The organism is Streptomyces sp. NPDC058864 (genome assembly GCF_042742985.1).
GTDB lineage: Bacteria > Actinomycetota > Actinomycetes > Streptomycetales > Streptomycetaceae > Actinacidiphila.
In genome coordinates, this window is record NZ_JBHYMQ010000002.1 from 291,206 (window position 1) to 313,449 (window position 22,244).

Below are 22,244 nucleotides of genomic sequence, written 5' to 3' on the forward strand. Positions count from 1 at the left end.
AGATACCCTTCACAAGGGCACAAGCAATCCCGCTAAGCCGCCGTTCGCGGCAACGTGCCCGAATCGTTATGGAATGACCACGACAGGCCGCTGAGCGCGCCGGGCGAGCCGCCCGGCGACCGACCCGAAGATCTTGCCGATGATCCCGTGCGTCCCACCGACCACGATGGCATCGGCCTCGTACTCCCGGCCGACCTCCTCGAGTTCGTGGCAGATGTCGCCGCCGCGCTCGACCAGGATCCACGGCACCTCCGACAGGTGGTCGGCGCAGGCGAGTTCCAGGCCGAGCACCTCGGTGCGGTGGTCGGGGACGTCGACGAAGACGGGCGGCTCGCAGCCCGCCCACACCGTCGCCGGGAGCCGGTTGGCGACGTGCACGATGATCAGCGCGGAACCGGACCGGCGTGCCATGCCGATGGCGTAGGAGAGGGCCCGTTCACTCGACACGGAGCCGTCGAAACCGACGACCACGCCGTGCCGGAACGCGGGATCACAGGAAGTGCGCGGCTCGGAGTCCGCCTCCGGCACCGCCGCCGATTCGGCGAGCGGCTTTCCGTCGGCGGGCTCGGGGAGCTCGTAACCGGCCATGATGCGGTTTCTCGGCAAGGTCGGCGCCGGGGGCGCCGAGTGGGCGGACAACAACAGTGCGGGGGCCGCGGGACCGGCCTGATTTCGACCGGTAAGGGGCTGCCCTTCCCGCTGACTCCAGAGTACGGCGACTGGGGGCCCCTGCACAGATGCGCAGGCGCCCTCACAGCGTCCCCCTACCCCGGAGTTTCCAGGAGAATGCCGGAGCGGACGGCCGAGCGCAACGCCCCGCCGCCAATCGGACAAGTCACCCCGCGCCTTACCCTCCGCCGCTGTCCGCCTCCGGCCATATCCGGAATCGTCCTCCTGACCCCACGGGGCGACAGGGGCGCACTCGTTCCCCGGCCACCCAGGGGGCGTACGACGGAGCGCTGACCAGGGGCGCGTACAGGACTTCCCATCATTTTCGGCCAACTTCCCACCGCAGGGCGGGACTTGGGATCATGTCCCACAACCCCCGCCACCACCAGGGTGGAAGCGGAATGAGGGGGCGCGCGGACGTTGTGCGCCGGTCCCCCTCCCGGAAGGCACACTTCACGAGGAGAACGCTTCGTGATCGAATGCTTCACGCCACGTGGTCATGTCGACATACCGGCAGGTGGTGAACTTGCCATTGCGGGTACAGCGGAACCAGTAGATTCGATCTTGAGCGACAACGGCGGGGGACCCGTGCAGGACCGAGAGGACCACACGACCGAGGGGGGCTTGAGCTCCATGACACAGGAGTCCAGGACCGGCACCATGGCGGAGATCCAGTCGGCCGCCGGCATGTCCACCGCACCGTCCGCGTCGACGGGGACGGTGCACGTCCCGCACGTCCCGGGAGCGTCCGGCGCCCCGGTGAGCACCTCCGTTCCGTCGGGCCCGTCCGCCAGCGCCCAGCAGGGCCGCGGGCCACGCAAGTTGTCGGCGCGACGCCGTCAGGAGGTCGTCGCCGTACTGCTGTTCAGCGGCGGGCCCATCTTCGAAAGCTCCATCCCGCTCTCCGTGTTCGGCATCGACCGCCAGGACGCGGGCGTACCGCGCTACCGGCTGCTGGTCTGCGCCGGCGAGGACGGCCCGCTGCGGACCACCGGCGGGCTGGAGTTGTCGGCCCCGTACGGACTCGAGGCGCTGTCACGGGCCGGCACGGTCGTCGTGCCCGCCTGGCGGTCCATCTCGCAGCCGCCGCCCACCGAGGCGCTGGACGCGCTGCGCCGCGCCCACGAGGAGGGCGCCCGCATCATCGGGCTGTGCACCGGCGCCTTCGTGCTCGCCGCCGCCGGACTGCTGGACGGCCGCCCCGCCACCACGCACTGGATGTACGCACCGACCCTCGCCAAGCGCTACCCGTCCGTCCACGTCGACCCGCGCGAGCTGTTCGTCGACGACGGCGACGTCCTGACCAGCGCCGGCACCGCCGCCGGCATCGACCTGTGCCTGCACGTCGTACGGAGCGACCACGGCGGCGAGGCCGCCAACGCGCTCGCCCGCCGGCTGGTCGTACCGCCGCGGCGCGGGGACTGGGGCGGCCAGCCCCGGCACCTGGACCGCTCTTTACCCGAGGAGATCGGCGGCGATCCGCTCGCCGAGGTCGTCGCCTGGGCGCTGGAGCACCTGCACGAGCAGTTCGACGTGGAGACCCTGGCCGCCCGCGCCTACATGAGCCGCCGCACCTTCGACCGCCGCTTCCGCACCCTGACCGGCAGCGCGCCCCTGCAGTGGCTGATCACCCAGCGTGTCCTGCAGGCCCAGCGGCTGCTGGAGACCTCCGACTACTCCGTGGACGAGGTCGCCGCGCGCTGCGGCTTCCGCTCGCCCGTCGCACTGCGCGGTCACTTCCGCCGCCAGCTCGGCTCCTCCCCCGCCTCGTACCGGGCCGCCTACCGGGCCCGGCGCCCGCAGGACGAGCCGGACCCGGCCGCGCCCGGCGCCGCCCGGGAACCGCGCGGCGCCGAAGCGGGCGGCGGTCCGGTCCCGGCCCCCCGCCGCAGTCCCGTGCCCGCCGCGGACCGCGGCAACAGCGGGGTGCTGCAGGTCCAGGGCCAGACCGCTCCCGGCGCCGGCCCGGGGACGCTCAAGACGGACGGCGAACCGCCCTACGCGGCGCGCATCCCGGAGCAGCCCGGCAGCCGTTTCGACCCCCGTGAGCCGCACGGTTCCCGGCGTCCGCGGGGTGACCGGGACGGCCGTGACGGACGCAGTCGCAGCGCAACCATGCCTGCTCCGCGGGATCGCCCCGTAGGGTGAGACGTATGAACGACCGGATGGTGTGGATCGACTGCGAGATGACCGGGCTCTCCCTGGCCCAGGACGCTCTGATCGAGGTGGCGGCGCTCGTCACCGACTCGGAGCTCAACGTGCTCGGCGAGGGGGTGGACATCGTCATCCGTCCGCCGGCCGAGGCCCTGGAGAGCATGCCGGAGATCGTCCGCACGATGCACACCGCCTCCGGCCTGCTCGAGGAGCTCGACGGCGGAGTGACGCTGGAGGAGGCGGAGAAGCTCGTCCTGGACTACGTCCGCCAGTACGTGGCCGAGCCCCGCAAGGCACCGCTGTGCGGGAACTCGGTCTCCACCGACCGCGGCTTCCTCGCCCGCGACATGCCCACCCTCGAGCAGCACCTGCACTACCGCATCGTCGACGTCTCCTCCGTCAAGGAGCTGGCCCGGCGCTGGTACCCGCGCGCCTACTTCGCCAGCCCGGAGAAGAACGGCAACCACCGCGCGCTCGCCGACATCCGGGAGTCCATCGCGGAGCTGCGCTACTACCGCGAGGCGGTCTTCGTGCCGCAGCCGGGACCCGACACCGACACGGCGCGCTCGATCGCCGCGAAGTACGTCCTGCCTGCGGAAACGTCGGACTGAGCGAGCCGCGGAAAACGTGGCAGCGAGCACCCCGCCGGACCCTGTACACTTTTTCTCGGCCGGTGCGGAGCAGTGAAGAGCGCCGGTCGTGGTGGGTGTAGCTCAGCTGGTAGAGCACCTGGTTGTGGTCCAGGATGTCGCGGGTTCGAGTCCCGTCACTCACCCTGATCGACGAGGGGCCGGTCCGTACACACGGACCGGCCCCTCGTCGTTTGTCCGGCGGCCACCGGCTCACCGGTGGCCGCGGCGCCTCAGCCGGCGACCGCCTCGGCGGCGGCGAGCGCCGGCTGCCAGGGGTACTCGGGTCCGGATCCGGCGTCGCCGAACAGCACCGTGACACCGGCGGCGCGCAGGGTGTCCAGCGAGCGCTCGAACTGCGGGTGCTGCATGAGCGCGGCGTTCACGGACGGCATCGCCACCATCGGGACCCGCTTGCCGATGCCCTCGGCGAGGATGCCGGTCACGAACGTCTCCGTGAGGCCCAGCGCCCATCCGTTGATCGTGTTGAAAGTGGCCGGGGCCACCAGGATCACGTCGGCCGGGGGCCACACCTCGGGCAGGCCGGGCAGGGGGTACTCGTGGCGCACCGGGCGACCGGTCAGGGCGGCCAGTCCGTCCAGGCTCGGCTCCAGCCAGCGGGCCGCCGTGGGCGTCAGGCCCAGGCAGACGTCCCAGCCGCGCACCTGGGCGTCCTCGATGACCCGCGCGACGTCGAAGACGGGAGGGGCGGCACCGGCGAAGAGGTAGAGGGTCCGAGTCATGCGGCCCACCCAATCGCGGGAAGTGGATCTTACGCAACCGTATGCGGGACCGGACGTCCGGCGGGCCTCACGGGGCCCAGTGGTACTTGCCCCCGCCGAGCCAGCGCACGGCGTGCGGGTCGTCGAAGTCGACGTGCTCGTGACCGGCTGCGTGGGCGATGCGGACGACGTCGAGCAGGTCATGGGCGATCCCGACGGGTTCCCCGTCGATCTGCACGATGCGGAAGGGCGGGTCACCGGCCTGGACGGGGGACACGACGATGCTCACCCGTCCAGCTTGCGGCACCCGGGCACACCGCGCACCCGAAGTGGCCCCGCGACGCGACGGGTGAATGGCCCTCGGCAGGGCCGGGCCCGCGCTCGTAGCGTGGAGGACATGAGCACCGAGCCCTCCCGCACGGCCCTCGCCCGCCGACTGCGCGCCCTGCACGTGCCGGGCGACCCGCTGGTCCTGCCGAACGTCTGGGACGCCGCCTCGGCCCGTGCCGTGGCCGACGCGGGCTTCCCTGTGGTCGCCACCGGGAGCGCGGCCGTGGCGCCCGCCCTGGGGTACGACGACGGGGAGTGCGCACCCGCGGAGGAGATGCTCGCCGCGGTCGCCCGGATCGCCCGGGCCGTCCCCCTGCCGGTGACGGCCGACATGGAGCGGGGCTACGGGATGGGGCCCGCGGAACTGGCGGAGCGGCTGGCCGCGACCGGTGCCGTGGGCTGCAACCTGGAGGACACCGACCACCGCACGGGGCTGCTGGCCGACGCCGGGGAGCAGGCGGCGTACATCGCCCGGCTGCGCGCCGAGGACCCCGACCTGGTGATCAACGCCCGGACGGACTGCTTCCTGCGCGGCGGCGCAACCGCGGAGCGGCTCGCGGAGGCGGCGGCCCGGGCGCGGGCGTACCTGGAGGCCGGCGCGGACTGCGTGTACCCGATCGGGGCGCTGGACGAGGCGACCGTCGTGGCCGTGGTCGGGGCCGTGGACGGCCGCCCGGTCAACGTGATCTCCCGGCCCGACGGGCCCTCGCCGGCCCGTCTGGCGGAGCTGGGGGTGGCGCGGATCAGCTTCGGCCACCAGCTCCACCGGCTGGTCCAGGGGTACTTCACCGGACTCCTCGCGGCCGTGGCGCGCGGGGACAGCCCCTTCACTGGGAGCTGACGACGCGTCAGCCGTCCGTGCGCGGGGGCGACTCGTCGTTGCCGCGCCGGATCGTGCGCAGCGGACCGCCGGGCCGCCACACCTGCAGGACGAGGTCGGGGTCCTCGACGTAGGTGCGCACGACCTCGGCGATCTCGGCGCGGAAGAGGTGGAAGGGCCCCTCGGGCACCGTCACCTCGCCGGTGAAGCGGGCGATCGCGGCCGGGTCGGCGACCTCGACGGCGCGTCCGGAGATCCGCACGTCCCCGCCGTCCATGGAGGTGTCCGGGCCGGGGTTCACGTGGAGCGCGAAGCGCGGGTCGCGCCGCAGGTCGAGGGCCTTGCGGGAGCCGGGCATCATGCCGAGCCACAGCTCGCCGAACCGGAACTCGGCCTCGATGCCGCTGAGCCTGGGTGAGCCGTCGGCACGGAGGGTGCCGAGGACGTGGTGCTTGTAGCCGCCGAATCGGGTGCGCACGGCCTCGGCGAGGCCGGGCTGCGCTTCCTGGAGGTCTGTCCAGCTGGTCGTCATGCCGCCATGCTCCCCGGCATACCCGACATCCTCTGTCGGCATTGCCGGGGCGGGATCACTCCTCGCCCGGAAGGCGGCGGGCCGGGGCGTCGCCCTGGCCCTGGCGGGCGGCCTGCCAGATCCCGCGGAGGCGGTCCAGCTCGGCCAGTTCGGCGCGCGACCAGGTGCGCCGGCCCGCGACGTACCGCCGTATGGCCTCATTGGCGGCTTCGACGGATCGGCGGTCCAGAACGGTCGGTGGCATGCCTTGATTTTAGGAGAGGGGTGTGACAAAGAGCCCTGGTTGATGCCCTCGTGGGCTCATGTCACACCGTGAGCCTCCTCACGTGACGGGGCTCACTCCCGGTGTCCGTGCCGGACCCCCTGCTCGCGCGCGCCACCCGGCGGGGCAGGTGCCACCGATCCGGGCGGGCGTCCGGTTCCGGGTCCGCGAGCCCGCCCTCCTGCGCCGGAACGGCCCGGGGCCACCCGTCACGCCGACTCGCGGCGCACGAGCTCCGTCGACAGCACGACGTGCCGGCGGGTGGCGGTGCTCGCCGCGATCTCCTCCAGCAGCACCCGAGCCATGGTGCGGCCCATCTCCTCGATCGGCTGCCGCACGCTGGTCAGCGGCGGGTCGGTGTGGCGGGCGATGGCGGAGTCGTCGAAGCCGATCAGGGCCACGTCGTCGGGCACGCGCCGGCCCCTCTCGCGCAGCACCTGCAGTGCGCCACTGGCCATGACGTCCGAGGCGGCGAAGACCGCGTCGACGTCGGGCCGGCGCTCCAGCAGCGCCCGCATCGCGGCGCGGCCGCCCTCCTCGGTGAAGTCACCGGCCGCGACCAGCGCGTTGTCGTGCGCCAGCCCGGCGCCCTCGATCGCCTGCCGGTAGCCGTCCAGGCGACAGCGGGCCACGTACATGTCCAGGGGCCCGGTGATGGTCGCCACGTTGGCGCGTCCACGCCCCAGCAGGTGGGCGACCGCCGAACGGGCGCCGCCGACGTTGTCCGAGTCGACGTACGACACCGACTCCAGGTCGGAGCGGCGGCCGCTCAGCACCGTCGGCATCTCCAGCTGCTCCAGCAGGTCGGGCAGCGGATCGTCCTCGTGCACCGAGACCAGCAGGACGCCGTCGACGCGGTGGGCGCCGAGGTACTGGGCGAAGCGCTGCCGTTCCTTGGGCGTCCGCAGCAGCGTGAGCAGCAGCTGCATGTCGGTGTCGGCGAGCTCCGCGCCCACGCCGCGGATGATGTCGGAGAAGTACGGCTCGGCGAAGAGCCTGGTCTCCGCCTCCGGGATGACCAGCGCGATCGCGTCCGTGCGGTTGCCCGCCAGGGCGCGCGCCGCGCGGTTGGGGACGTAGCCGAGCTCGGCGATGGCGGCCTCGACCGCGGCCTTGGCATGGTCGCTCACCCGAGGTGATCCGTTGATCACCCGGGAGACGGTGCCCCGGCCCACTCCGGCCCGCGCGGCGACCTCCTCGAGCGTCGGCCTGCCGCTGCGCCGTCCGCCGATCACCATTACGGCCTCCCAATCACGAGGTGGTAACTGCGCCAACTTAGAGCGTCTGCTCCCTTGACACCTCATCGGGGAACGGAGACTCTTCAACACATCACCTGTGGGAGCGCTCCCACACTATCGAACACGTACACTTCCCGCACGTACCCGGAGGACCCGAATGCGCACGACAAGGAAGTCGTCCCGGCCACGAGGCCGTACCGCGGCAGTCGCGATAACCGCGGTGGCAGCGCTCGGAGTGAGCCTGCTCGCGGGCTGCTCCAAGGACAGCGACGGCACTGCGAAGGCCGGTGGCTCGGAGGGTGACGGCAAGGGCAAGATCACTCTCACGGTCGGCACTTTCGGTGTCTTCGGCTACAAGCAGGCCGGTCTGTACGAGGAGTACGAGAAGGCGCACCCGAACATCACGATCAAGGAGAACGTGATCGAGCGGAACGACGCCTACTACCCGCAGCTCCTCACCCACCTCGCCGCCGGCAGCGGCCTGAGCGACATCCAGGCCATCGAGGTCGGCAACATCAACGAGATCGTCACCACCCAGGCGGCGAAGTTCGAGGACCTCTCCAAGGCCGAGGGCGTCGAGAAGTCGAACTACCTCGACTGGAAGTGGGCGCAGGCCAGCACCTCCGACGGCAAGACCATCGGCCTCGGCACCGACATCGGCCCGATGGCGATCTGCTACCGCACCGACCTGTTCAAGCAGGCGGGCCTGCCCACCGACCGCGAAGAGGTCGGCAAGCTCTGGGCCGGTGACTGGAGCAAGTACCTGGACGCGGGCAAGACGTACACGAAGAACGCGCCCAAGAACACCACGTTCCTGGACTCGTCCGCCGGTCTCTACCAGGCGATCAGCAACTCGGCCTCCGAGCGCTACTACGACAGCAGCGGCAAGGTCATCTACAAGACCAGCCCCTCCGTCAAGGAGGCCTGGAACCTGGCCATGGAGGCCACCACCGGCAAGATGACCGCCAAGCTGAAGTTGTTCGACAAGGCCTGGGACCAGGGCTTCGCCAACGGCCGCTTCGCGTCGCTCCCCTGCCCGTCGTGGATGCTCGGCTACATCCAGGAGAAGGCCGGCGACGCGGGCAAGGGCAAGTGGGACGTCGCCGCCGCGCCGAAGCCCGCCAACTGGGGCGGTTCCTTCATCGGCGTGCCCTCCGCGGGCAAGAACAAGGCCGAGGCCGTCAAGCTGGCCGCGTGGCTGACCGCGCCCGCGCAGCAGGCCAAGGTCTTCGCCAAGCAGGCGAGCTTCCCGAGCGCCCCGGGCGCCTATGACCTGCCCGAGGTCAAGGACGCCAAGCACGAGTACTTCAGCAACGCGCCGATCGGCCAGATCTTCGCCGACGCCGCCAAGAGCATCCCGACCCTGGTGATCGGTCCGAAGGACCAGCAGATCTACACGGCCATCACCGACGTCGGCATCCTGCAGGTCGAGCAGCAGGGCAAGACCCCTGCTCAGGGCTGGGCGGCTGCCGAGAAGGAAATCGACAACGCACTGGACCAGTGACCCGCATGGCTTCGGAGATCTCCGACATGACCGCAGTGACCGCGCCCCCCTCCGAGGGGGGCGCGGCCCCGCGCGACGGCTCCGGCCGTCCGCGCGACGCACGTGACGAGCGACGCGGCCGCTGGCGCAGCCGCCGCTACCGGTGGGACGTCAAGGCGATGCCGTACGCCTTCGTCTCGCCCTTCTTCCTGTTCTTCGCCGCCTTCGGGCTCTTCCCGCTGATCTACACGGGCTGGTCCTCCTTCTACCGGGTGGAGCTGACCAACCTCGACGCGCGCGAGTTCGTCGGCTTCCACAACTACACCCGTCTGCTGGAGGACGAGTTCTTCTGGAACGCCCTGAAGAACACGTTCACCATCGGTGTGATCTCGACCGTCCCGCAGCTGCTGATCGCGCTGGGCCTGGCCCACCTGCTCAACTACAAGCTGCGCGGCTCGACTTTCTTCCGGGTCGCGATGCTCACCCCGTACGCCACCTCGGTCGCCGCCGCGACGCTGGTCTTCACGCTGATGTTCGGCACCGACTACGGCATGATCAACTGGGTGCTGGAGCACCTCGGGTTCAGCCACCACATCGACTGGCGGGCGGGCACCTGGTCCTCGCAGATCGCCGTGTCGTCCATCGTGATCTGGCGCTGGACCGGTTACAACACCTTGATCTACCTGGCCGCGATGCAGGCCGTGCCGCACGACCTGTACGAGTCCGCCGCATTGGACGGCGCCTCGCGCTGGCAGCAGTTCCGGCACGTGACCATCCCGATGCTGCGGCCGACGATCCTCTTCACGATCGTGGTCTCGACGATCGGTGCCACCCAGCTGTTCGGCGAGCCGTTCCTCTTCGGCGGCCCCGGCGGCGAGAAGGGCGGCTCCTCGCACCAGTTCCAGACGCTGGGCCTGTACCTGTACGAGCAGGGCTGGACGAACTACCACCTCGGGCGGGCCTCGGCCATCGCCTGGGCGATGTTCCTGCTCCTGCTGCTGATCGCCGCCGTCAACGGGCTGGTCGCCCGCTGGCTGCGCAAGAACCACGAGGGGTGACGACGATGGCCACCATCTCGACCAACCCGGCGGATCAGGCGGCCGGCGCAGCGGACGCGCCCCGCACGCCGAAGCGCCGCACCCCCGGGGCGCCCAAGGCCGGACGGCAGCTGCACGCGGGCCCGTTCACCTACATCGTGCTGATCGTCTTCACGGCGATATCGCTCTTCCCCCTGGTGTGGACCGCGATCGCCGCCTCCCGGACGAACTCGCGGCTGGCGCAGACCCCGCCGCCGTTCTGGTTCGGCTCGAACCTCTTCAGCAACCTGCAGACCGCGTGGACCGAGGCCAACCTCAGCACGGCGCTGCTGAACACGACCATCGTCGCGGGCAGCATCACCCTCGGCACGGTCCTGTTCTCGACGATCGCGGGCTTCGCCTTCGCCAAGCTGCGGTTCAGGATGAAGAACTTCCTGCTGATGCTGACCATCGGCACCATGATGGTGCCGCCGCAGCTGAGCGTGGTGCCGCTGTTCCTGTGGATCGCGGACCTCGACTGGACGAACCACCTCCAGGCGGTCGTCCTGCCGACCTTCGTCAGTGCCTTCGGCGTCTTCTTCATGCGGCAGTACCTCTCCCAGGCCCTGCCCACCGAGATCATCGAGGCCGCCCGCGTCGACGGCGCCAGCAGCCTGCGGATCGTCTGGCACGTGGTCTTCCCGGCCGCCCGGCCCGCGATGGCGGTCCTGGGCATGCTGACCTTCGTCGCGGCCTGGAACGACTTCTTCTGGCCGATCATCGCGCTGACCCAGGAGAACCCGACCGTGCAGGTCGCGCTCACCAGCCTCGGCCGCGGCTACATCCCCGACGAGTCCGTCATCATGGCCGGCGCGCTGCTCGGCACGCTCCCGCTGCTGCTGGTCTTCGTGATCTTCGGCAAGCAGATCGTCGGCGGCATCATGCAGGGCGCGGTCAAGGGCTGACCCCTCCCGCGGCCGCGACCGCGCCCTTCCCCCCTTATCTCTCTTGTTCACTCGTTCCGATGGGAGCGCTCCCGTATGACAGCGTCCGACATCCGTCCCGCAGCGAGCGGCACCGCCGCAGTGAGCGGCCGCCAGTTCCCGCCCGGTTTCCTGTGGGGCGCGGCCACCGCCGCGTACCAGATCGAGGGCGCCGCTGCCGAGGACGGGCGCACCCCGTCGATCTGGGACACCTTCAGCCACACCCCCGGCAAGGTCTTCGAGGGCCACACCGGCGACGTCGCCGCCGACCACTACCACCGGTTCCGTGACGACGTCCGGCTCATGGCCGACCTCGGCCTGAGCGCCTACCGGTTCTCCGTCTCCTGGTCCCGCGTCCAGCCCACCGGCCGCGGGCCAGCGGTCGAGCGCGGCCTGGACTTCTACCGCGCGCTCACCGACGAGCTGCTGGAGCACGGCATCCAGCCGGCCGTCACGCTCTACCACTGGGACCTGCCGCAGGAGCTCGAGGACGCCGGCGGCTGGCCCGCCCGCGACACCGCGGAGCGCTTCGGCGAGTACGCGCGGATCGTCGCCGACGCGCTCGGCGACCGCGTCCAGCTGTGGACCACCCTCAACGAGCCCTGGTGCAGTGCCTTCCTCGGCTACGGCTCCGGCGTCCACGCCCCGGGCCGCACCGACCCGGTCGCCGCCCTGCGCGCCGCGCACCACCTCAACCTGGGCCACGGCCGCGCCGCCGAGGCGCTGCGCTCGGTCCTCCCGGCCCGGGCCCAGCTCGGCATCACCCTCAACCTGCACCAGGTCCGCGCGCTCACCGGCTCCCCCGCCGACGTGGACGCCGCGCGCCGCATCGACGCCGTCGGCAACCGGGTCTTCACCGGACCGCTGCTCAAGGGCGCGTACCCGCAGGACCTGCTCGAGGACACCCGCGGCCTGACCGACTGGTCCTTCGTCCAGGACGGCGACCTCGCCGCGATCAAGCGCCACCCGCTGGACGTGCTCGGCATCAACTACTACACGCCCACGCTGGTCTCGGACGGCGCCTCGGTCGACGGGCCGCGCAGCGACGGCCACGGCTCCAGCGAGTTCTCCCCCTGGCCGGGCGCGGACGACGTCGCCTTCCACCAGCCCCCGGGCGAGCGGACCGCGATGGGCTGGTCCGTCGACCCGACGGGCCTGTACGACCTGCTGATGCGGATGAACCGCGAGTTCCCCGACCTGCCGCTGCTCATCACGGAGAACGGCGCGGCCTACGAGGACTCCGTGGGCCCCGACGGCGCCGTGCACGATCCCGAGCGCGTGGAGTACCTGCGCGTCCACCTCGAGGCCGTCCACCGCGCGATGCGCAACGGCGCCGACGTGCGCGGCTACTTCCTGTGGTCCCTGATGGACAACTTCGAGTGGGCGTACGGGTACAGCAAGCGCTTCGGCGCGGTCTGGGTCGACTACGAGACGCAGGAGCGCATCCCGAAGTCCAGCGCCCTCTGGTACGCGGGCGTCGCCCGCGCGGGCGCGCTCCCCGACACGGCGGAGGCGGACACCGCGTCGTGACGGACCGGCGGGACGCGGCGCACTAACCGGAGGGGGGCGCCGCGTCCCGTCCCACGCCGCGGACGAACTCCGTCCACGCGGCGGGCGTGAAGGAGAGGGAGGGGCCGTCCGGGTCCTTGCTGTCCCGGACGTGCACGCGGTGCGGGGTGGTGGCGACCTCGACGCAGTTGCTGCCCTCCGTGTCGCTGTACGTCGACTTGCGCCAGGACGGTCCGCCGCTCATGCCTCACCCGCCATCCGTTCGATGAACCGCGCCGACTCGTCGGCTCCGAGGGCCTCCGTTCGGATCATGCCATGCCGCTGTGTCAGCGCACCCACTTGTTCCGGGTCCGCGGTCAGCAGGCTGAGCGACTGCCCCTCGGTGAGCGCGAGCCGTTCGTGTTCCCGGGTCTCCAGCAGCACGATGGGTCCGTTGAGCCCGGGATGAGCGCCGGCGGCGAACGGCAGCACCTGCAGGGAGACATTGCGCAGCGCGGCCACCTCCAGCAGGTGCAGAAGCTGCCGCCTCGCCGTGCCCGGGCCTCCCACGGGACAGCGCAGGGCCGCCTCGTACACCACGAAGCTGAACTCGACGGGCGGGCTGCGCCGCAACAGCGCCTGGCGCTCCAGCCGTGCCCGGACCCTTTCCTCCAGCACCTCGTCGTCCAGCGGCGGCCGATGGGCGCCGAGCAGGGCACGCACGGTGCCCTCGATCTGGAGCAACCCGGGGATCAGCAGCGGTTCGTACGACCAGAGGCTGACCGCCTCCGCCTCGTAACGGAAGAAGTCCTGCGACCTCGCCGGGAACTTCTCCGGCTTGAGGTACGCCTCCGCCGCGGCAAGCTTCCCCTGGGCACCGCACAGTTGGTCCGCGATCTGCAGGAAGCGGGAACTGGGCCGGCGGCGGCCCTGCTCCATGGACTTCACCGTGTCGTAGCCGTACGCCGCCTCGCGGGCCAACTGCTCGCGCGTGACGCCCGCTTGCTCGCGCCAGAGCTTGACCTGGTTGCCGCAGTACCGCCACGCCATCGGCGGCCGGGTCGCCTCGCCGGTCATACGCACCCACCCCCGCACTCTCCGTGTCCACCAGAGTACGGACGGGCACCGTCAACCGCGTCCGAAGCTGTGGAAGCGGCCGATGACCGTGAAGCCGCGGCGGCCGTACCACTGCCGGGGCCAGTCGTCGGCGTCGGCGACGAGGAAGCGGGTGGCGCATCCGGCGTCTACGGCCTGGCGCAGGGCCGTGGACAGGACGGCGTCCGCGTAGCCGTGTCCGAGGTGGGCCTCGGAGGTGATGAGGTCCTCGACCTGGGCGATGCCCGACGCGCGGTCCATGTAGAGGTCCGCCCAGGACGCGACGTCGCCCTCGGGCGTCCGCGCGCCGATGAAGCGGACGACGTCCGCGCCGCGGTGGCGGACCTCGCGGCGGTCGACGAGCTGGCGTACGGCGTCCTCGTCCGCCTCCGGGAGGAAGCCGCGCCAGCGCCGGGTGAGGGGGGCGCGGAAGGCGTCGAGGCCCACTTCCTCCGCGGGGCCGCCGTCCGGCACCGGGCCGGTGTGCAGCATGACGAGCTCGGCGGAGTGGCTGTAGCCCGCGCGCACCAGGGGCCCGGCGCAGGCGGTGCCCGTAGCGTCGTCGAGGACGGTGACGGCCCGGTGCCCGAGGTGGCCGAGCGCGTCGTCGGCGAGGGCGGGCAGCGCCTCGGGGTCGACGTCGCCGTCGACGACCACCTGGTTGTTGCCGTGCGAGTACGCGAAGGAGTCGTCGAGGACGGCGAAGGCGCCGGGGAGTTCGACGGTGCGTGCGGCCTGGCGGCGGGTGAAGGCGGTGACGAAGGCGCGGATCCTCCGCAGTTCCGGTCCGGTCATGGGGGCAGCCTAGGCGGGGGCGTTATCGTCACGGGTCATGGCGATGCAACTGCTCGGAGCCGACGGCGCCTTCGCCGACCGGATGGTCGCGCTGGCCGGCCTGCCGTGGACCCGGCGGGCGGTCGAGGACGCGTTCGTGGCCAACGGCTGGGAGGTCCCGGAGGACGAGGAGGCGGGACCCGACATCGGCTGGTGGGAGGTCCAGTTCCTGCCCGGACGCCAGGAGGACGTCGACGACTGGTGGCTGGAGCTCGGTGAGCCCCCCGGCTGCGTGGACGACGGCTCCCCCGACGCCGTGTGCGCCCACACCCGGTGCCGTGCGGGGAGCTACGTCCTGCACCCCTTCGCGTACTTCGCCGACCCCGACGACCCGGCCGAGTGGGACGACGAGTTCGGGCCCTGGCACAGCCGCTCCGACGTACGGGGCGAGGCGACGGCGGCGGACTACGACGCCGAGTACCTGCGTGTGGCGGCGCTGCTGCGCGACCGCCTCGGGGAGCCGGAGCCGGCGGGCCCCTGGCCGTACGAGGACATCGACGCCACCCGCCACGTCCGCTGGTCGCGGGGCGGCGCGTACGTGATCCTGCTCGACGGGAGCGACGCCATGTCGTACGGCGCCTACCGCCGCGCGGGCGTCGCCGTCCGGCCCAAGCGGTAGGGGGCCGCGGCGGCCGCGCGGCTCCGGCGCGTCGACGCTTTGACACATGACGTGCTCAGGGGGTGCGTCCGATACACAGTCCGTCGTTTTCACGGCAGTTGAGGAACTGATGCCTCTCACGTAGCGTCAGAATCTCTGCTGCTGCAGTCGATGAATGACACGGGGGTGTCCGCGGTGGGTGTCGTACTACCCGACGAGCTGGCGTACGTGCTCGACCTGATCGGCATCGCGTGGCCGAACGTCGATGAGGACGACTACCGCGAGATGGCCACGTCGCTGCGGGACTTCGCGGACGACATCGACGGTGGCGCCATGGACGCCCACACCGCCGTGCAGGAGCTGCTGGGCGCCAACGCGGGCGCCGCCATGGACGCCTTCGAGGCGCACTGGGGGAAGGTCAAGGGCACGCATCTGGCCAATCTCGCCGAGGCCGCGCGGATGGGGGCGACGGCGCTCGACGGGGTGGCAATCGCGATCGAGGTCGCCAAGGTCGCGGCGATCGTCCAACTCGGCATTCTGGCAGCGGAGATCGTCGCAACCATAGCCTCCGCGCCCTTCACGCTGGGCCTGTCGAGCTTCGCCGGGGCCGCCGCGACCCAGGCGACCCGGATGATCGTGAAGAAGATCTTCCGTGAGGTCATCAACCAGGTCGTCGACCAGCTGATGTCCATCGCCACCGCACCGATCTACGCCGCCCTGGAGTCGATGGCCGCCGACCTCGTCATCCAGGTCGGCTCGAACGCCCTCGGCCTGCAGAAGGGCGTCGACCTGGGCCGCACCGCCAACGCCGGCAAGGAGGGCTTCGGCGAGGGCGTCGACGGCGCCAAGAAGCAGGCCGACAGCTTCACCCTGGCGAGCGCGGGGGGCGGCAGTGGTGGAGGAGGCGGCGGCACCGGGGGCGGGGGCGGCGACCACTTCCAGAGCGACGGGGACAGCTTCGACCGGATCGACACCCAGCTCGACGGCATCACCGGCTCGATGCACGGCAAGTCCAAGGGGCACATAGGCCGGGCCCGCAACGCCAAGGGCCGCACCAACGGGCGGGGCGAGATCGCGGAGCACATCATGCCGATCGCCACGAAGATCGTGGACGGCATCGGCGACGCTGCCGAGAAGGCCGTGGGCCATGTGCGAGGCGACATGCGCAAGGGCCTCCAGAAGATGCACCAGAACCATCGCGACAACGACGACAGCATCGCCACCGAGCTGAACGCCCTCCACGGCGCCCGCAATCGCGATCCGAACAACCCGACCCCGGTCTACCTGCTGCACGACGACGGCAGGGTCCAGCGGGTCCACCCCGACGCCTCCACGAGTGACGTGCATCCCCTGGACACATCCGGGATCCACGGCATCACGGGCGGGAAGTCCTCCACGACCCCGATCCAGAAGGGCGACTACCCGCTCCCGCCGAAGAAGAAGAACGACATTCGGACCAAGGTGAGCTCGCGCCAGATTCCCGAAGGCGGGTCGGAACTGGCGCGGGCCACTCAGCTGGCGCGCCGGGCGCACAACGACGGTGACGGCGACTACGGCGACAACAACTACGCCTCCGTCCGCTACAAGGACGACCAGGGGCGGGAGTTCATCCTCGTCGGACGGAGCAACCGCGCCATCTACGCGCATTCCGAGCGCGTGCTCGGGGTCCCCATCATGAATACCGGGAACAGGGACCACATCACCGAGCTGTACACGGAGAGGGCACCCTGCGAACGCAGGTCACCCGTGTGCGCCGCATGGCTGCACCACTACTTCCCCAATGCCTCGGTGGAACACACTTTCCAGTACGGGCCCACCAAGGCGAGCGAGGACGCGGGCAACGAGGAGCACCAGCGCTACATGGACCGGCTCAAGCAACGTCACGGTCGTGCGTGATGAGTAGACTCCGCTGGTCCGTCGCTCACCGACCGTTCGGTGCAGCGTGATGGCCATGAGCAGGAAGGACCGGTGAATGTCGCTCGAGCAGACGCACGCACGGCTCGTTGAGGTCTTCGGGCCCGAGGCCGTCGTCCGCGTACCCGAGGACTCCCTCCATCCGGCGGTCACACACGAGGGGACCAGGCGTTTCCTGGCCGGTGCCGGACTTCCGGATCCCAAGGACTTCCTGTTCGGACTTGAACCGGGCGTCTCCGGCGGAATGCGGCTCGCCGAAGACGTGTACGAATTCTTCGGCGACATGGAAGATCTCCCGCCGACATCGGACAGCTGGGTCTTCATCGGCTGGATCGGCTATGACGACGGGCTGGTCGTGGACGGTGTCGACGGCTCCGTCCACGCGCTGCCCCAGGGCGAGTCCCTCGCCGAGCCCCTCCACCCGGGCCTCGCCGAACTCGTCCGGTTCCTCACCGTGCTGTACGAGGAGCGGGACAACTACTCGGACGCCACCAGCCGGCAGTTCCGCGAGGAGACGGTGGAACGGATCACGGCGCGCTTCCGGTCCATCGATCCCGGCGCACTGGCCGACGAGGAAGGCACGTACGCGCGGCTCCTGGAAAGCATCGCCGAGCATTACTGACCGACCGGCGCAATGGTGCCGTCCGTCGAGGAGTGGGGAAGCAAGTGACCGACCTTGGGCAGCCCGTGGTCGCGCGGTTCGGCGAGGGCGGCGTCCGCCGTTTCGCGAGCGCTCCGGGGGTGGTCGTCCCGCTGCAGGTGGGGCCGTATTTCTCGACGTCGCCGGAGGACCCGGAGCCGCTGGTCGACCACGCGGCGACGCTCGAGGTGGGCGTGCCCGAACGGGCAGCCGAATACATCCGCCTCGGCACCGACCGCGGGTACGAGATCTGCCTCGCCCCCGACGGCGCCGTGCGCGGCGTCCTCGTGGAGTACGACGAGCCGGAGCGGCATGTGAACGGCTCCCTGGAGGCGTTCACCGCGAGCCTGGTGGCACTGGACGAGGCCCTTGCGGTGATCGCGGACACGGACCGGCCCGAGACGGCGTCACTGGCGTTCGAGGCGCTGGAGGCACGGCTGCGGGAGCTGGACGCGACGGCGTTCGCGGACCGCGAGGACTGGTGGCCACAGGTGCTGGACGACATCCGCGACACCGCGAGCGCGGAGTGGTTCGCGGCGTTCGAGATCGTGGGCGCGGACGGTGAGGCGAAGATCATCACGTCCTCGGGCGGGATCTGCGTGCACCCCGAGGAGCGGCTGTGGGCGAACCTGCGGGCGGGCGGGGTGGAACCGGAGCAGGTCCGGCGCATCCACACCGAACTTGAGTCGTGCTTCATGCCGGGGCACTACTGCTCGATGACGCTCGCCGACCTCTTCCCGGAGGCCGAGGTGACGCACAACTTCCCCTACGGGGAGACCGCCGAATCCCGGGCCTCCGGCATCCGGAAGCTGCGCGAGGCGGCGGCACAGGAGGGCTGAGGGACATGACGGGGGAACTGGGGATGTCGGACTGGCCCGGTCTCGGGGCCGGCCGGGGGCCCGCGGGGCAGCGGGTACTGGAGTGGGCGACGTCGGGCGCCAGGTCACCGCTGGTGGTGACCGGTTCCCCCGGAGCCGGGAAGAGCCATCTGCTGGCGTGGTTCGTGGCGGGCGCGCAGCAGGACCCCGGCACGATGGTGCACGGCCTCGTCCCCGCTCGCGGGCTGACCGCGGATGCCGTCGCCTGGGAGCTGGGACGGCAGCTGGGCTACGGGCCGCTCTCCCCGGACGCACTCGTAGAGCGGATATGGGCCGACCGGCGCCCGCTGACCCTCGGCCTCGCCGACCTGCACCGGGCACGGCCGGGTTGCCGCGAGGCGCTGGTGGCGCCGCTGCTGGCCTTCCCCCACGTGCGGTTGCTGCTGGAGACGGCCGGTGCCGAGGGCCTTCCGGACGATGCCGTGGTGGTGGACCTGGACGACCCCGCGCTCACCGACCGCCCGGAGTTCGCCGTCTGGTACGCCGGACAGGCCATCGCCGGTTCCGCCTTCACCGCGGGGCAGGTCTTCCCGCACCCGGCGACCGCCCGGCTCGCCGCGACGGTCACCGGGCCGCCCGCCGAAGGTGACGTACCGGCCGCGTGGTGGGCACGGCTGCCCGATGCGGCCCGTCCCGCGCTGCACACCTTGGCCGCGCTCCGCGGCCCGGTTCCCGCCGACGTGTGGGAGTTGCTGCACGCGCACCTGACGGGCGACCCGGGGGCGCGGGAGTCCGTCGCCGCCGCCGTGGATCACCTGCCCGGAGGAGCCGGGTACGAGGTCCCGCCCGGTGGGCCCGCCGTCGCGGGCCTGGACGAACGCATCGTCGACCTCCTCAAGTCCCGTGCCCTGACCAGCTCCTACGCCCGGGAGCACGTGCTCGGCCACGCTGTCGCCGCCGGTACGGCGGACCGGCTGCTGCGAGACGCGGGCTTCCTCGTCCACGGCTCCGCGACCGCCGTGACGGCGGCCCTCGCGGACCCGGACACCGCAGCCGCGGCACCCGCGGTACTGACCCCGCTGTGGCGCCGCGCGGCTCCCGTGCTGACGCACCCCGGCATGGGCGACCCCGAGCGCGCCGCCGTCCTGCACGCCGCCGCGCTCGCGGACGCGCCGCAGATGGCCGCGCTGCTGCGCCCCATCGCCGAACGGCACCCCTGGACCGCCGAGTGGTTCCGCCCCGGGGAGTCCTTCACCGCTCTCGGTCCCGGCGCGGTCGAGGGGGAGCTGCTCGCGGCCGATCCCCTGGGCCGGTTGCGGGCCTTCGACCCCGCCACGGGTGCGGACCTGCGCAGGGTGCCCTCCCCCACCGAGGTGCGGCCGCTCGCCCTGGCGGCTCTCGGCGACGGCATGCTGCTCCTCGACCGCGAGCGGGTCCTGCACACCTTCCCCGCCGACTCCGTCGCCTTCGGCGAGGCCGCGCTCCGCCACAATCCGGACGGCCCCTCGGCCCTGGCCTCGGAGCCGGCCTCCGGCTTCCTGGCCGTCGGCGACACCTCGGGCCACGTCCACGTCTGGCGCTCTCCCACGTACGACCCCGTCCCCCTGAGCCGCGCCCTGCACCAGGCTCCCGTCTCCGCGATCGCCCTGGTCCACTCGGCCCGGTACGACCTGTCCTTCTGCCTCAGCGGGGGACTCGACGGCACCCTGCGCCTGTGGGCGACCCCGGACGACCCGATGCCAGGCCCCGTGGAGCGCCGCGACTCCGTCGTCACCGCCCTGGCCGCCGCGGACACCCCCGCCCACGGCCCGGTCGCCGTCGCCGCCTGGGCCGACGGCCGGGCGAGCGTCTGGAACCTGCTCGACGCACGCGTCCGCCCCCTTCCGCTGCTGCACCGCGCCGACGGCCTGGCCCTCGCCCCCGACGGCGCCGTCACGGTCACCGGCCCCCGCGGTACGTACGGCCTCCGGCTCCACCTCGACCGGCTGTGGGCGTAGCGGAGGGGGGCGGTCCGGTCGTAGCTGCGGGAGCACGCTGACGGACGCGGAGGCCCTCCACGCCTGACGCGGCCCCCGTCGCGCCGGACCGCGGCGGCTCACGCCGGTCGCGACTCCGTCTGCCGGCGCAGGAATTCGGCGACGTCCGGGCGCCGGGAGTACGGCTGGAGGGTCTGGGCGGCGGAGGCGAGCATGCCCCGTACGCGCGGGGACTGGACACGGCCCAGGAGGTCGAGGACGCGGATGCCGGCGTCGGTGGCCTCGTCGACGCGGCGGGCGGAGGCGAGGTTGTTGGCGAGTTCCGCGGTGTAGAGCGCGGCGTTGCGCGTGAAGTGCGGTGCCTGCAGGCCCACCGCGCGCCGCGCGTGCTCCGCGGCGCGGTGGTGGTCGCCGAGGGCGGACCAGGACTGGGCCTCCAGGCCGGCGAGTTCGGCCTCGCCGTAGAAGGTCATCCACTCCGGGTCCGCGGCGCAGGGGCCGCGGCCGAACAGGGTCTGGGCGCGGGAGAGGGCGCGTTCGCAGCCGGAGCGGTCGCCGAGGCCGGCCCAGCCGCCCGCCTCGCGGAGGGCGAGCAGCGAGAGCAGGCGGGGCGAGCCGAGGTGACGGGCTGCCTGCTGGGCGGCCTGGGCGGCGCGGACGGCCTCGCGGGAGCGGCCGGCGTCGCGGGCGAGGAAGGAGGCGTTGCAGAAGGCGTGCGCCTCCAGGGCGCGGTCGCCGGCCATGCGGGCGGTGGCAAGGGCCTCGCCGTAGAAGGAGCGGGCGTCGGCGAGCCGCCCGGAGTCGTGGGCCAGCCAGCCGACGGAGATGGCGAGTTCACCGGCGCCGCCCATCAGGTCCTCGGCGACGGACTGGCTGTAGGTGCCCTCGTCGAGGAGGCGGTAGGCGACACCGAGGGAGTGTCCGGCCTGGCGGTAGAGCGCCCCGGCGCCGTGGCGGTCGTCGTGCAGACGGATCTCGCGGACGGCCGCGCGGACCGCCCGGGCCTGCGGTCTGCCGACCTTGTGCACCGTCTCCGCCGTCGCGGCGGGCGCCGCCATCAGGGTGGTGGCGATGGCGGCCGGGCCGCCGGTCATGAACGCGCGACGCAGCACGTCGCTCACCTCGTCGGTTTCGGTCTCGTACGGGGTCGGCCGCGGGGCAGTCCTGGGTGCCGGCCGCGGGGCCGGGGCCGCCGGTACGCGCCGGCCGCGGACCAGTTCACGCGGCTCGAAGCCCATGTCGGCGAGGTCCCGGCCGGGGAACATGTGCCGGAAGACCCGCTCGTAGGCGTAGTTGGGGCAGCGGATCTCGCCGGACTCCACGCGGCCGATGTAGCGGGCGTCGCAGCTGACCTGTTCACCGATGTCCCGCCCCGCGCGGCGCACGGCGGCGGCGAACTCACCGGGGGACCGGTCTCCGCGCAGGCGCCGGAAGGCTGTGTTGGGGGTGGAAGGTGACGAGTGCATCGCCGGGCTCCCGTTGGACGGTCGGTGCGGTGCCGGTTGGCGGCGCGACGACCGTACTCGCTGTGAGGGTCCGAGTACCGGGGGTTTGGCTACAAAAGGGATATCTCACCCTCCATTCGCCATGAAACGCCACCCCTGACGGCGTCAAGCGGGCGTAGCTGTTGACGTCCGCGCGCGTTGGACACCGTGCAACCCAACCGTCCGACCCCAAGGAGGATTCGCCTTGTTGGACGAGCCATGGGATCTGGTCACCGTCCCGGCCCGGCAGGGACTGGAGGCCGTGGACATCCTGCGCATGCGGACCGGCCTCGGGCCCGTGCTGCACGACAGCTCGGGTGACAGCCTCGGCTTCCTGGTGCCGCCGGGCACGGCCGACGCCTGGGACCTGCCGGGCAGCGCGTGCACGCAGACCGCGGGCGGCGGCTTCACCGTCCCCGGCGAGCTGCGGGAGCCGCCGGTGGCGGGCACCGGCTGGCTGGTGCCGCCGCGCGGCGACACCGCCGTGACGGACCCGACGGTGCTGCGTGACGCCCTGGGCGAGGCGGCCCGGATGATCGAGCTGGCCGACCGGCTCTGA

23 protein-coding genes and 1 tRNA gene are annotated in these 22,244 nt (G+C 72.0%); 14 read left to right on the forward strand and 10 right to left on the reverse strand.

Annotation, left to right across the window (positions count from 1 at the left end; all coding sequences use genetic code 11):
* Nucleotides 1-66: 66 nt before the first annotated feature.
* Nucleotides 67-588: a universal stress protein gene (locus ACFW3D_RS02885; RefSeq protein ID WP_500500583.1), complete on the reverse strand. Its 522-nt coding sequence runs from the start codon at nt 586-588 to the stop codon at nt 67-69.
* 714 nt (nt 589-1,302) lie between these two features.
* On the opposite strand from ACFW3D_RS02885, the gene ACFW3D_RS02890 reads away from it, so the two are divergent.
* From ACFW3D_RS02890 to ACFW3D_RS02900, 3 genes are all read left to right on the forward strand, one after another.
* Entirely contained in the window at nt 1,303-2,817 is a 1,515-nt protein-coding gene (locus ACFW3D_RS02890; protein ID WP_500500585.1) for a helix-turn-helix domain-containing protein, read from the forward strand.
* Nucleotides 2,818-2,822: 5 nt separating this feature from the next.
* Nucleotides 2,823-3,434 carry an oligoribonuclease gene (orn, locus tag ACFW3D_RS02895; RefSeq protein ID WP_500500587.1) on the forward strand — a complete coding sequence of 204 codons (612 nt, stop codon included), beginning with the start codon at nt 2,823-2,825 and terminating at the stop codon, nt 3,432-3,434.
* Nucleotides 3,435-3,525: 91 nt separating this feature from the next.
* Nucleotides 3,526-3,598: transfer RNA gene (locus ACFW3D_RS02900), tRNA-His, on the forward strand.
* An 87-nt stretch (nt 3,599-3,685) separates the two neighbouring features.
* On the opposite strand, the gene ACFW3D_RS02905 is transcribed toward ACFW3D_RS02900, so the two are convergent.
* Both ACFW3D_RS02905 and ACFW3D_RS02910 read right to left on the reverse strand, forming a co-directional pair.
* Entirely contained in the window at nt 3,686-4,195 is a 510-nt protein-coding gene (locus ACFW3D_RS02905) for a flavoprotein (RefSeq protein WP_500500589.1), read from the reverse strand.
* 67 nt (nt 4,196-4,262) lie between these two features.
* On the reverse strand, nt 4,263-4,463 hold the full coding sequence (locus tag ACFW3D_RS02910) for a hypothetical protein (RefSeq protein WP_500500591.1): 201 nt from the start codon (nt 4,461-4,463) through the stop codon (nt 4,263-4,265).
* Between the two features lie 108 nt (nt 4,464-4,571).
* Here ACFW3D_RS02910 and ACFW3D_RS02915 point away from each other — a divergent pair, with 108 nt between their 5' ends.
* Nucleotides 4,572-5,345, forward strand: coding sequence for an isocitrate lyase/PEP mutase family protein (locus tag ACFW3D_RS02915; protein ID WP_500500593.1), 774 nt, complete (start codon nt 4,572-4,574; stop codon nt 5,343-5,345).
* 7 nt (nt 5,346-5,352) lie between these two features.
* On the opposite strand, the gene ACFW3D_RS02920 is transcribed toward ACFW3D_RS02915, so the two are convergent.
* The 3 genes from ACFW3D_RS02920 to ACFW3D_RS02930 form a co-directional block, all read right to left on the reverse strand.
* A complete protein-coding gene (locus ACFW3D_RS02920) occupies nt 5,353-5,856 on the reverse strand; it encodes a pyridoxamine 5'-phosphate oxidase family protein (RefSeq protein WP_500500595.1) in 504 nt (167 codons plus the stop codon).
* Between the two features lie 55 nt (nt 5,857-5,911).
* A complete protein-coding gene (locus tag ACFW3D_RS02925) occupies nt 5,912-6,100 on the reverse strand; it encodes a hypothetical protein (protein WP_326575914.1) in 189 nt (62 codons plus the stop codon).
* A 227-nt stretch (nt 6,101-6,327) separates the two neighbouring features.
* On the reverse strand, nt 6,328-7,356 hold the full coding sequence (locus ACFW3D_RS02930; RefSeq protein ID WP_500500597.1) for a LacI family DNA-binding transcriptional regulator: 1,029 nt from the start codon (nt 7,354-7,356) through the stop codon (nt 6,328-6,330).
* A 157-nt stretch (nt 7,357-7,513) separates the two neighbouring features.
* On the opposite strand from ACFW3D_RS02930, the gene ACFW3D_RS02935 reads away from it, so the two are divergent.
* From ACFW3D_RS02935 to ACFW3D_RS02950, 4 genes are all read left to right on the forward strand, one after another.
* On the forward strand, nt 7,514-8,860 hold the full coding sequence (locus ACFW3D_RS02935; RefSeq protein WP_500500599.1) for an ABC transporter substrate-binding protein: 1,347 nt from the start codon (nt 7,514-7,516) through the stop codon (nt 8,858-8,860).
* 5 nt (nt 8,861-8,865) lie between these two features.
* Nucleotides 8,866-9,897: a carbohydrate ABC transporter permease gene (locus ACFW3D_RS02940; RefSeq protein ID WP_500500601.1), complete on the forward strand. Its 1,032-nt coding sequence runs from the start codon at nt 8,866-8,868 to the stop codon at nt 9,895-9,897.
* A gap of 5 nt (nt 9,898-9,902) precedes the next feature.
* Nucleotides 9,903-10,820 (forward strand): carbohydrate ABC transporter permease, encoded by a 918-nt coding sequence (locus ACFW3D_RS02945; RefSeq protein WP_500500603.1) that lies wholly within the window; start codon nt 9,903-9,905, stop codon nt 10,818-10,820.
* Nucleotides 10,821-10,895: 75 nt separating this feature from the next.
* Complete coding sequence (locus ACFW3D_RS02950) at nt 10,896-12,368, forward strand: GH1 family beta-glucosidase (protein WP_500500605.1); 1,473 nt, start codon at nt 10,896-10,898, stop codon at nt 12,366-12,368.
* A gap of 22 nt (nt 12,369-12,390) precedes the next feature.
* Here the strand turns inward: ACFW3D_RS02950 and ACFW3D_RS02955 are convergent, their stop codons facing one another.
* Genes ACFW3D_RS02955 through ACFW3D_RS02965 form a run of 3 tightly spaced genes read right to left on the reverse strand, consistent with a single transcriptional unit; the run spans nt 12,391 to nt 14,216 of the window.
* Nucleotides 12,391-12,591, reverse strand: coding sequence for a DUF397 domain-containing protein (locus tag ACFW3D_RS02955; RefSeq protein WP_500500607.1), 201 nt, complete (start codon nt 12,589-12,591; stop codon nt 12,391-12,393).
* Nucleotides 12,588-13,403 carry a helix-turn-helix domain-containing protein gene (locus ACFW3D_RS02960; RefSeq protein WP_500500609.1) on the reverse strand — a complete coding sequence of 272 codons (816 nt, stop codon included), beginning with the start codon at nt 13,401-13,403 and terminating at the stop codon, nt 12,588-12,590. Before ACFW3D_RS02960 ends, ACFW3D_RS02955 begins: the two co-directional genes overlap by 4 nt.
* Before the next feature lie 51 nt (nt 13,404-13,454).
* Nucleotides 13,455-14,216 carry a GNAT family N-acetyltransferase gene (locus ACFW3D_RS02965; RefSeq protein WP_500500611.1) on the reverse strand — a complete coding sequence of 254 codons (762 nt, stop codon included), beginning with the start codon at nt 14,214-14,216 and terminating at the stop codon, nt 13,455-13,457.
* A 37-nt stretch (nt 14,217-14,253) separates the two neighbouring features.
* On the opposite strand from ACFW3D_RS02965, the gene ACFW3D_RS02970 reads away from it, so the two are divergent.
* The 5 genes from ACFW3D_RS02970 to ACFW3D_RS02990 all read left to right on the forward strand — a co-directional run bounded on the left by ACFW3D_RS02970 (nt 14,254) and on the right by ACFW3D_RS02990 (nt 20,222).
* Nucleotides 14,254-14,874 (forward strand): hypothetical protein, encoded by a 621-nt coding sequence (locus tag ACFW3D_RS02970; RefSeq protein ID WP_500500613.1) that lies wholly within the window; start codon nt 14,254-14,256, stop codon nt 14,872-14,874.
* A 150-nt stretch (nt 14,875-15,024) separates the two neighbouring features.
* The gene (locus tag ACFW3D_RS02975) at nt 15,025-16,749 is read left to right on the forward strand and encodes a nucleic acid/nucleotide deaminase domain-containing protein (protein WP_500500615.1); all 1,725 of its coding nucleotides are present in this window, start codon (nt 15,025-15,027) and stop codon (nt 16,747-16,749) included.
* 76 nt (nt 16,750-16,825) lie between these two features.
* Nucleotides 16,826-17,389 (forward strand): SUKH-4 family immunity protein, encoded by a 564-nt coding sequence (locus ACFW3D_RS02980; protein WP_500500617.1) that lies wholly within the window; start codon nt 16,826-16,828, stop codon nt 17,387-17,389.
* 44 nt (nt 17,390-17,433) lie between these two features.
* Nucleotides 17,434-18,246 carry a nucleic acid/nucleotide deaminase domain-containing protein gene (locus ACFW3D_RS02985; protein ID WP_500500619.1) on the forward strand — a complete coding sequence of 271 codons (813 nt, stop codon included), beginning with the start codon at nt 17,434-17,436 and terminating at the stop codon, nt 18,244-18,246.
* 5 nt (nt 18,247-18,251) lie between these two features.
* Nucleotides 18,252-20,222, forward strand: a complete 1,971-nt coding sequence (locus tag ACFW3D_RS02990) for a hypothetical protein (protein WP_500500621.1) — start codon at nt 18,252-18,254, stop codon at nt 20,220-20,222.
* A 98-nt stretch (nt 20,223-20,320) separates the two neighbouring features.
* Here ACFW3D_RS02990 and ACFW3D_RS02995 read toward each other — a convergent pair whose 3' ends face one another.
* Nucleotides 20,321-21,667 (reverse strand): NsdA family TPR-like regulatory protein, encoded by a 1,347-nt coding sequence (locus tag ACFW3D_RS02995; RefSeq protein ID WP_500500623.1) that lies wholly within the window; start codon nt 21,665-21,667, stop codon nt 20,321-20,323.
* Between the two features lie 223 nt (nt 21,668-21,890).
* Between ACFW3D_RS02995 and ACFW3D_RS03000 the strand changes: the two genes are divergently transcribed.
* Entirely contained in the window at nt 21,891-22,244 is a 354-nt protein-coding gene (locus ACFW3D_RS03000; protein WP_500500625.1) for a hypothetical protein, read from the forward strand.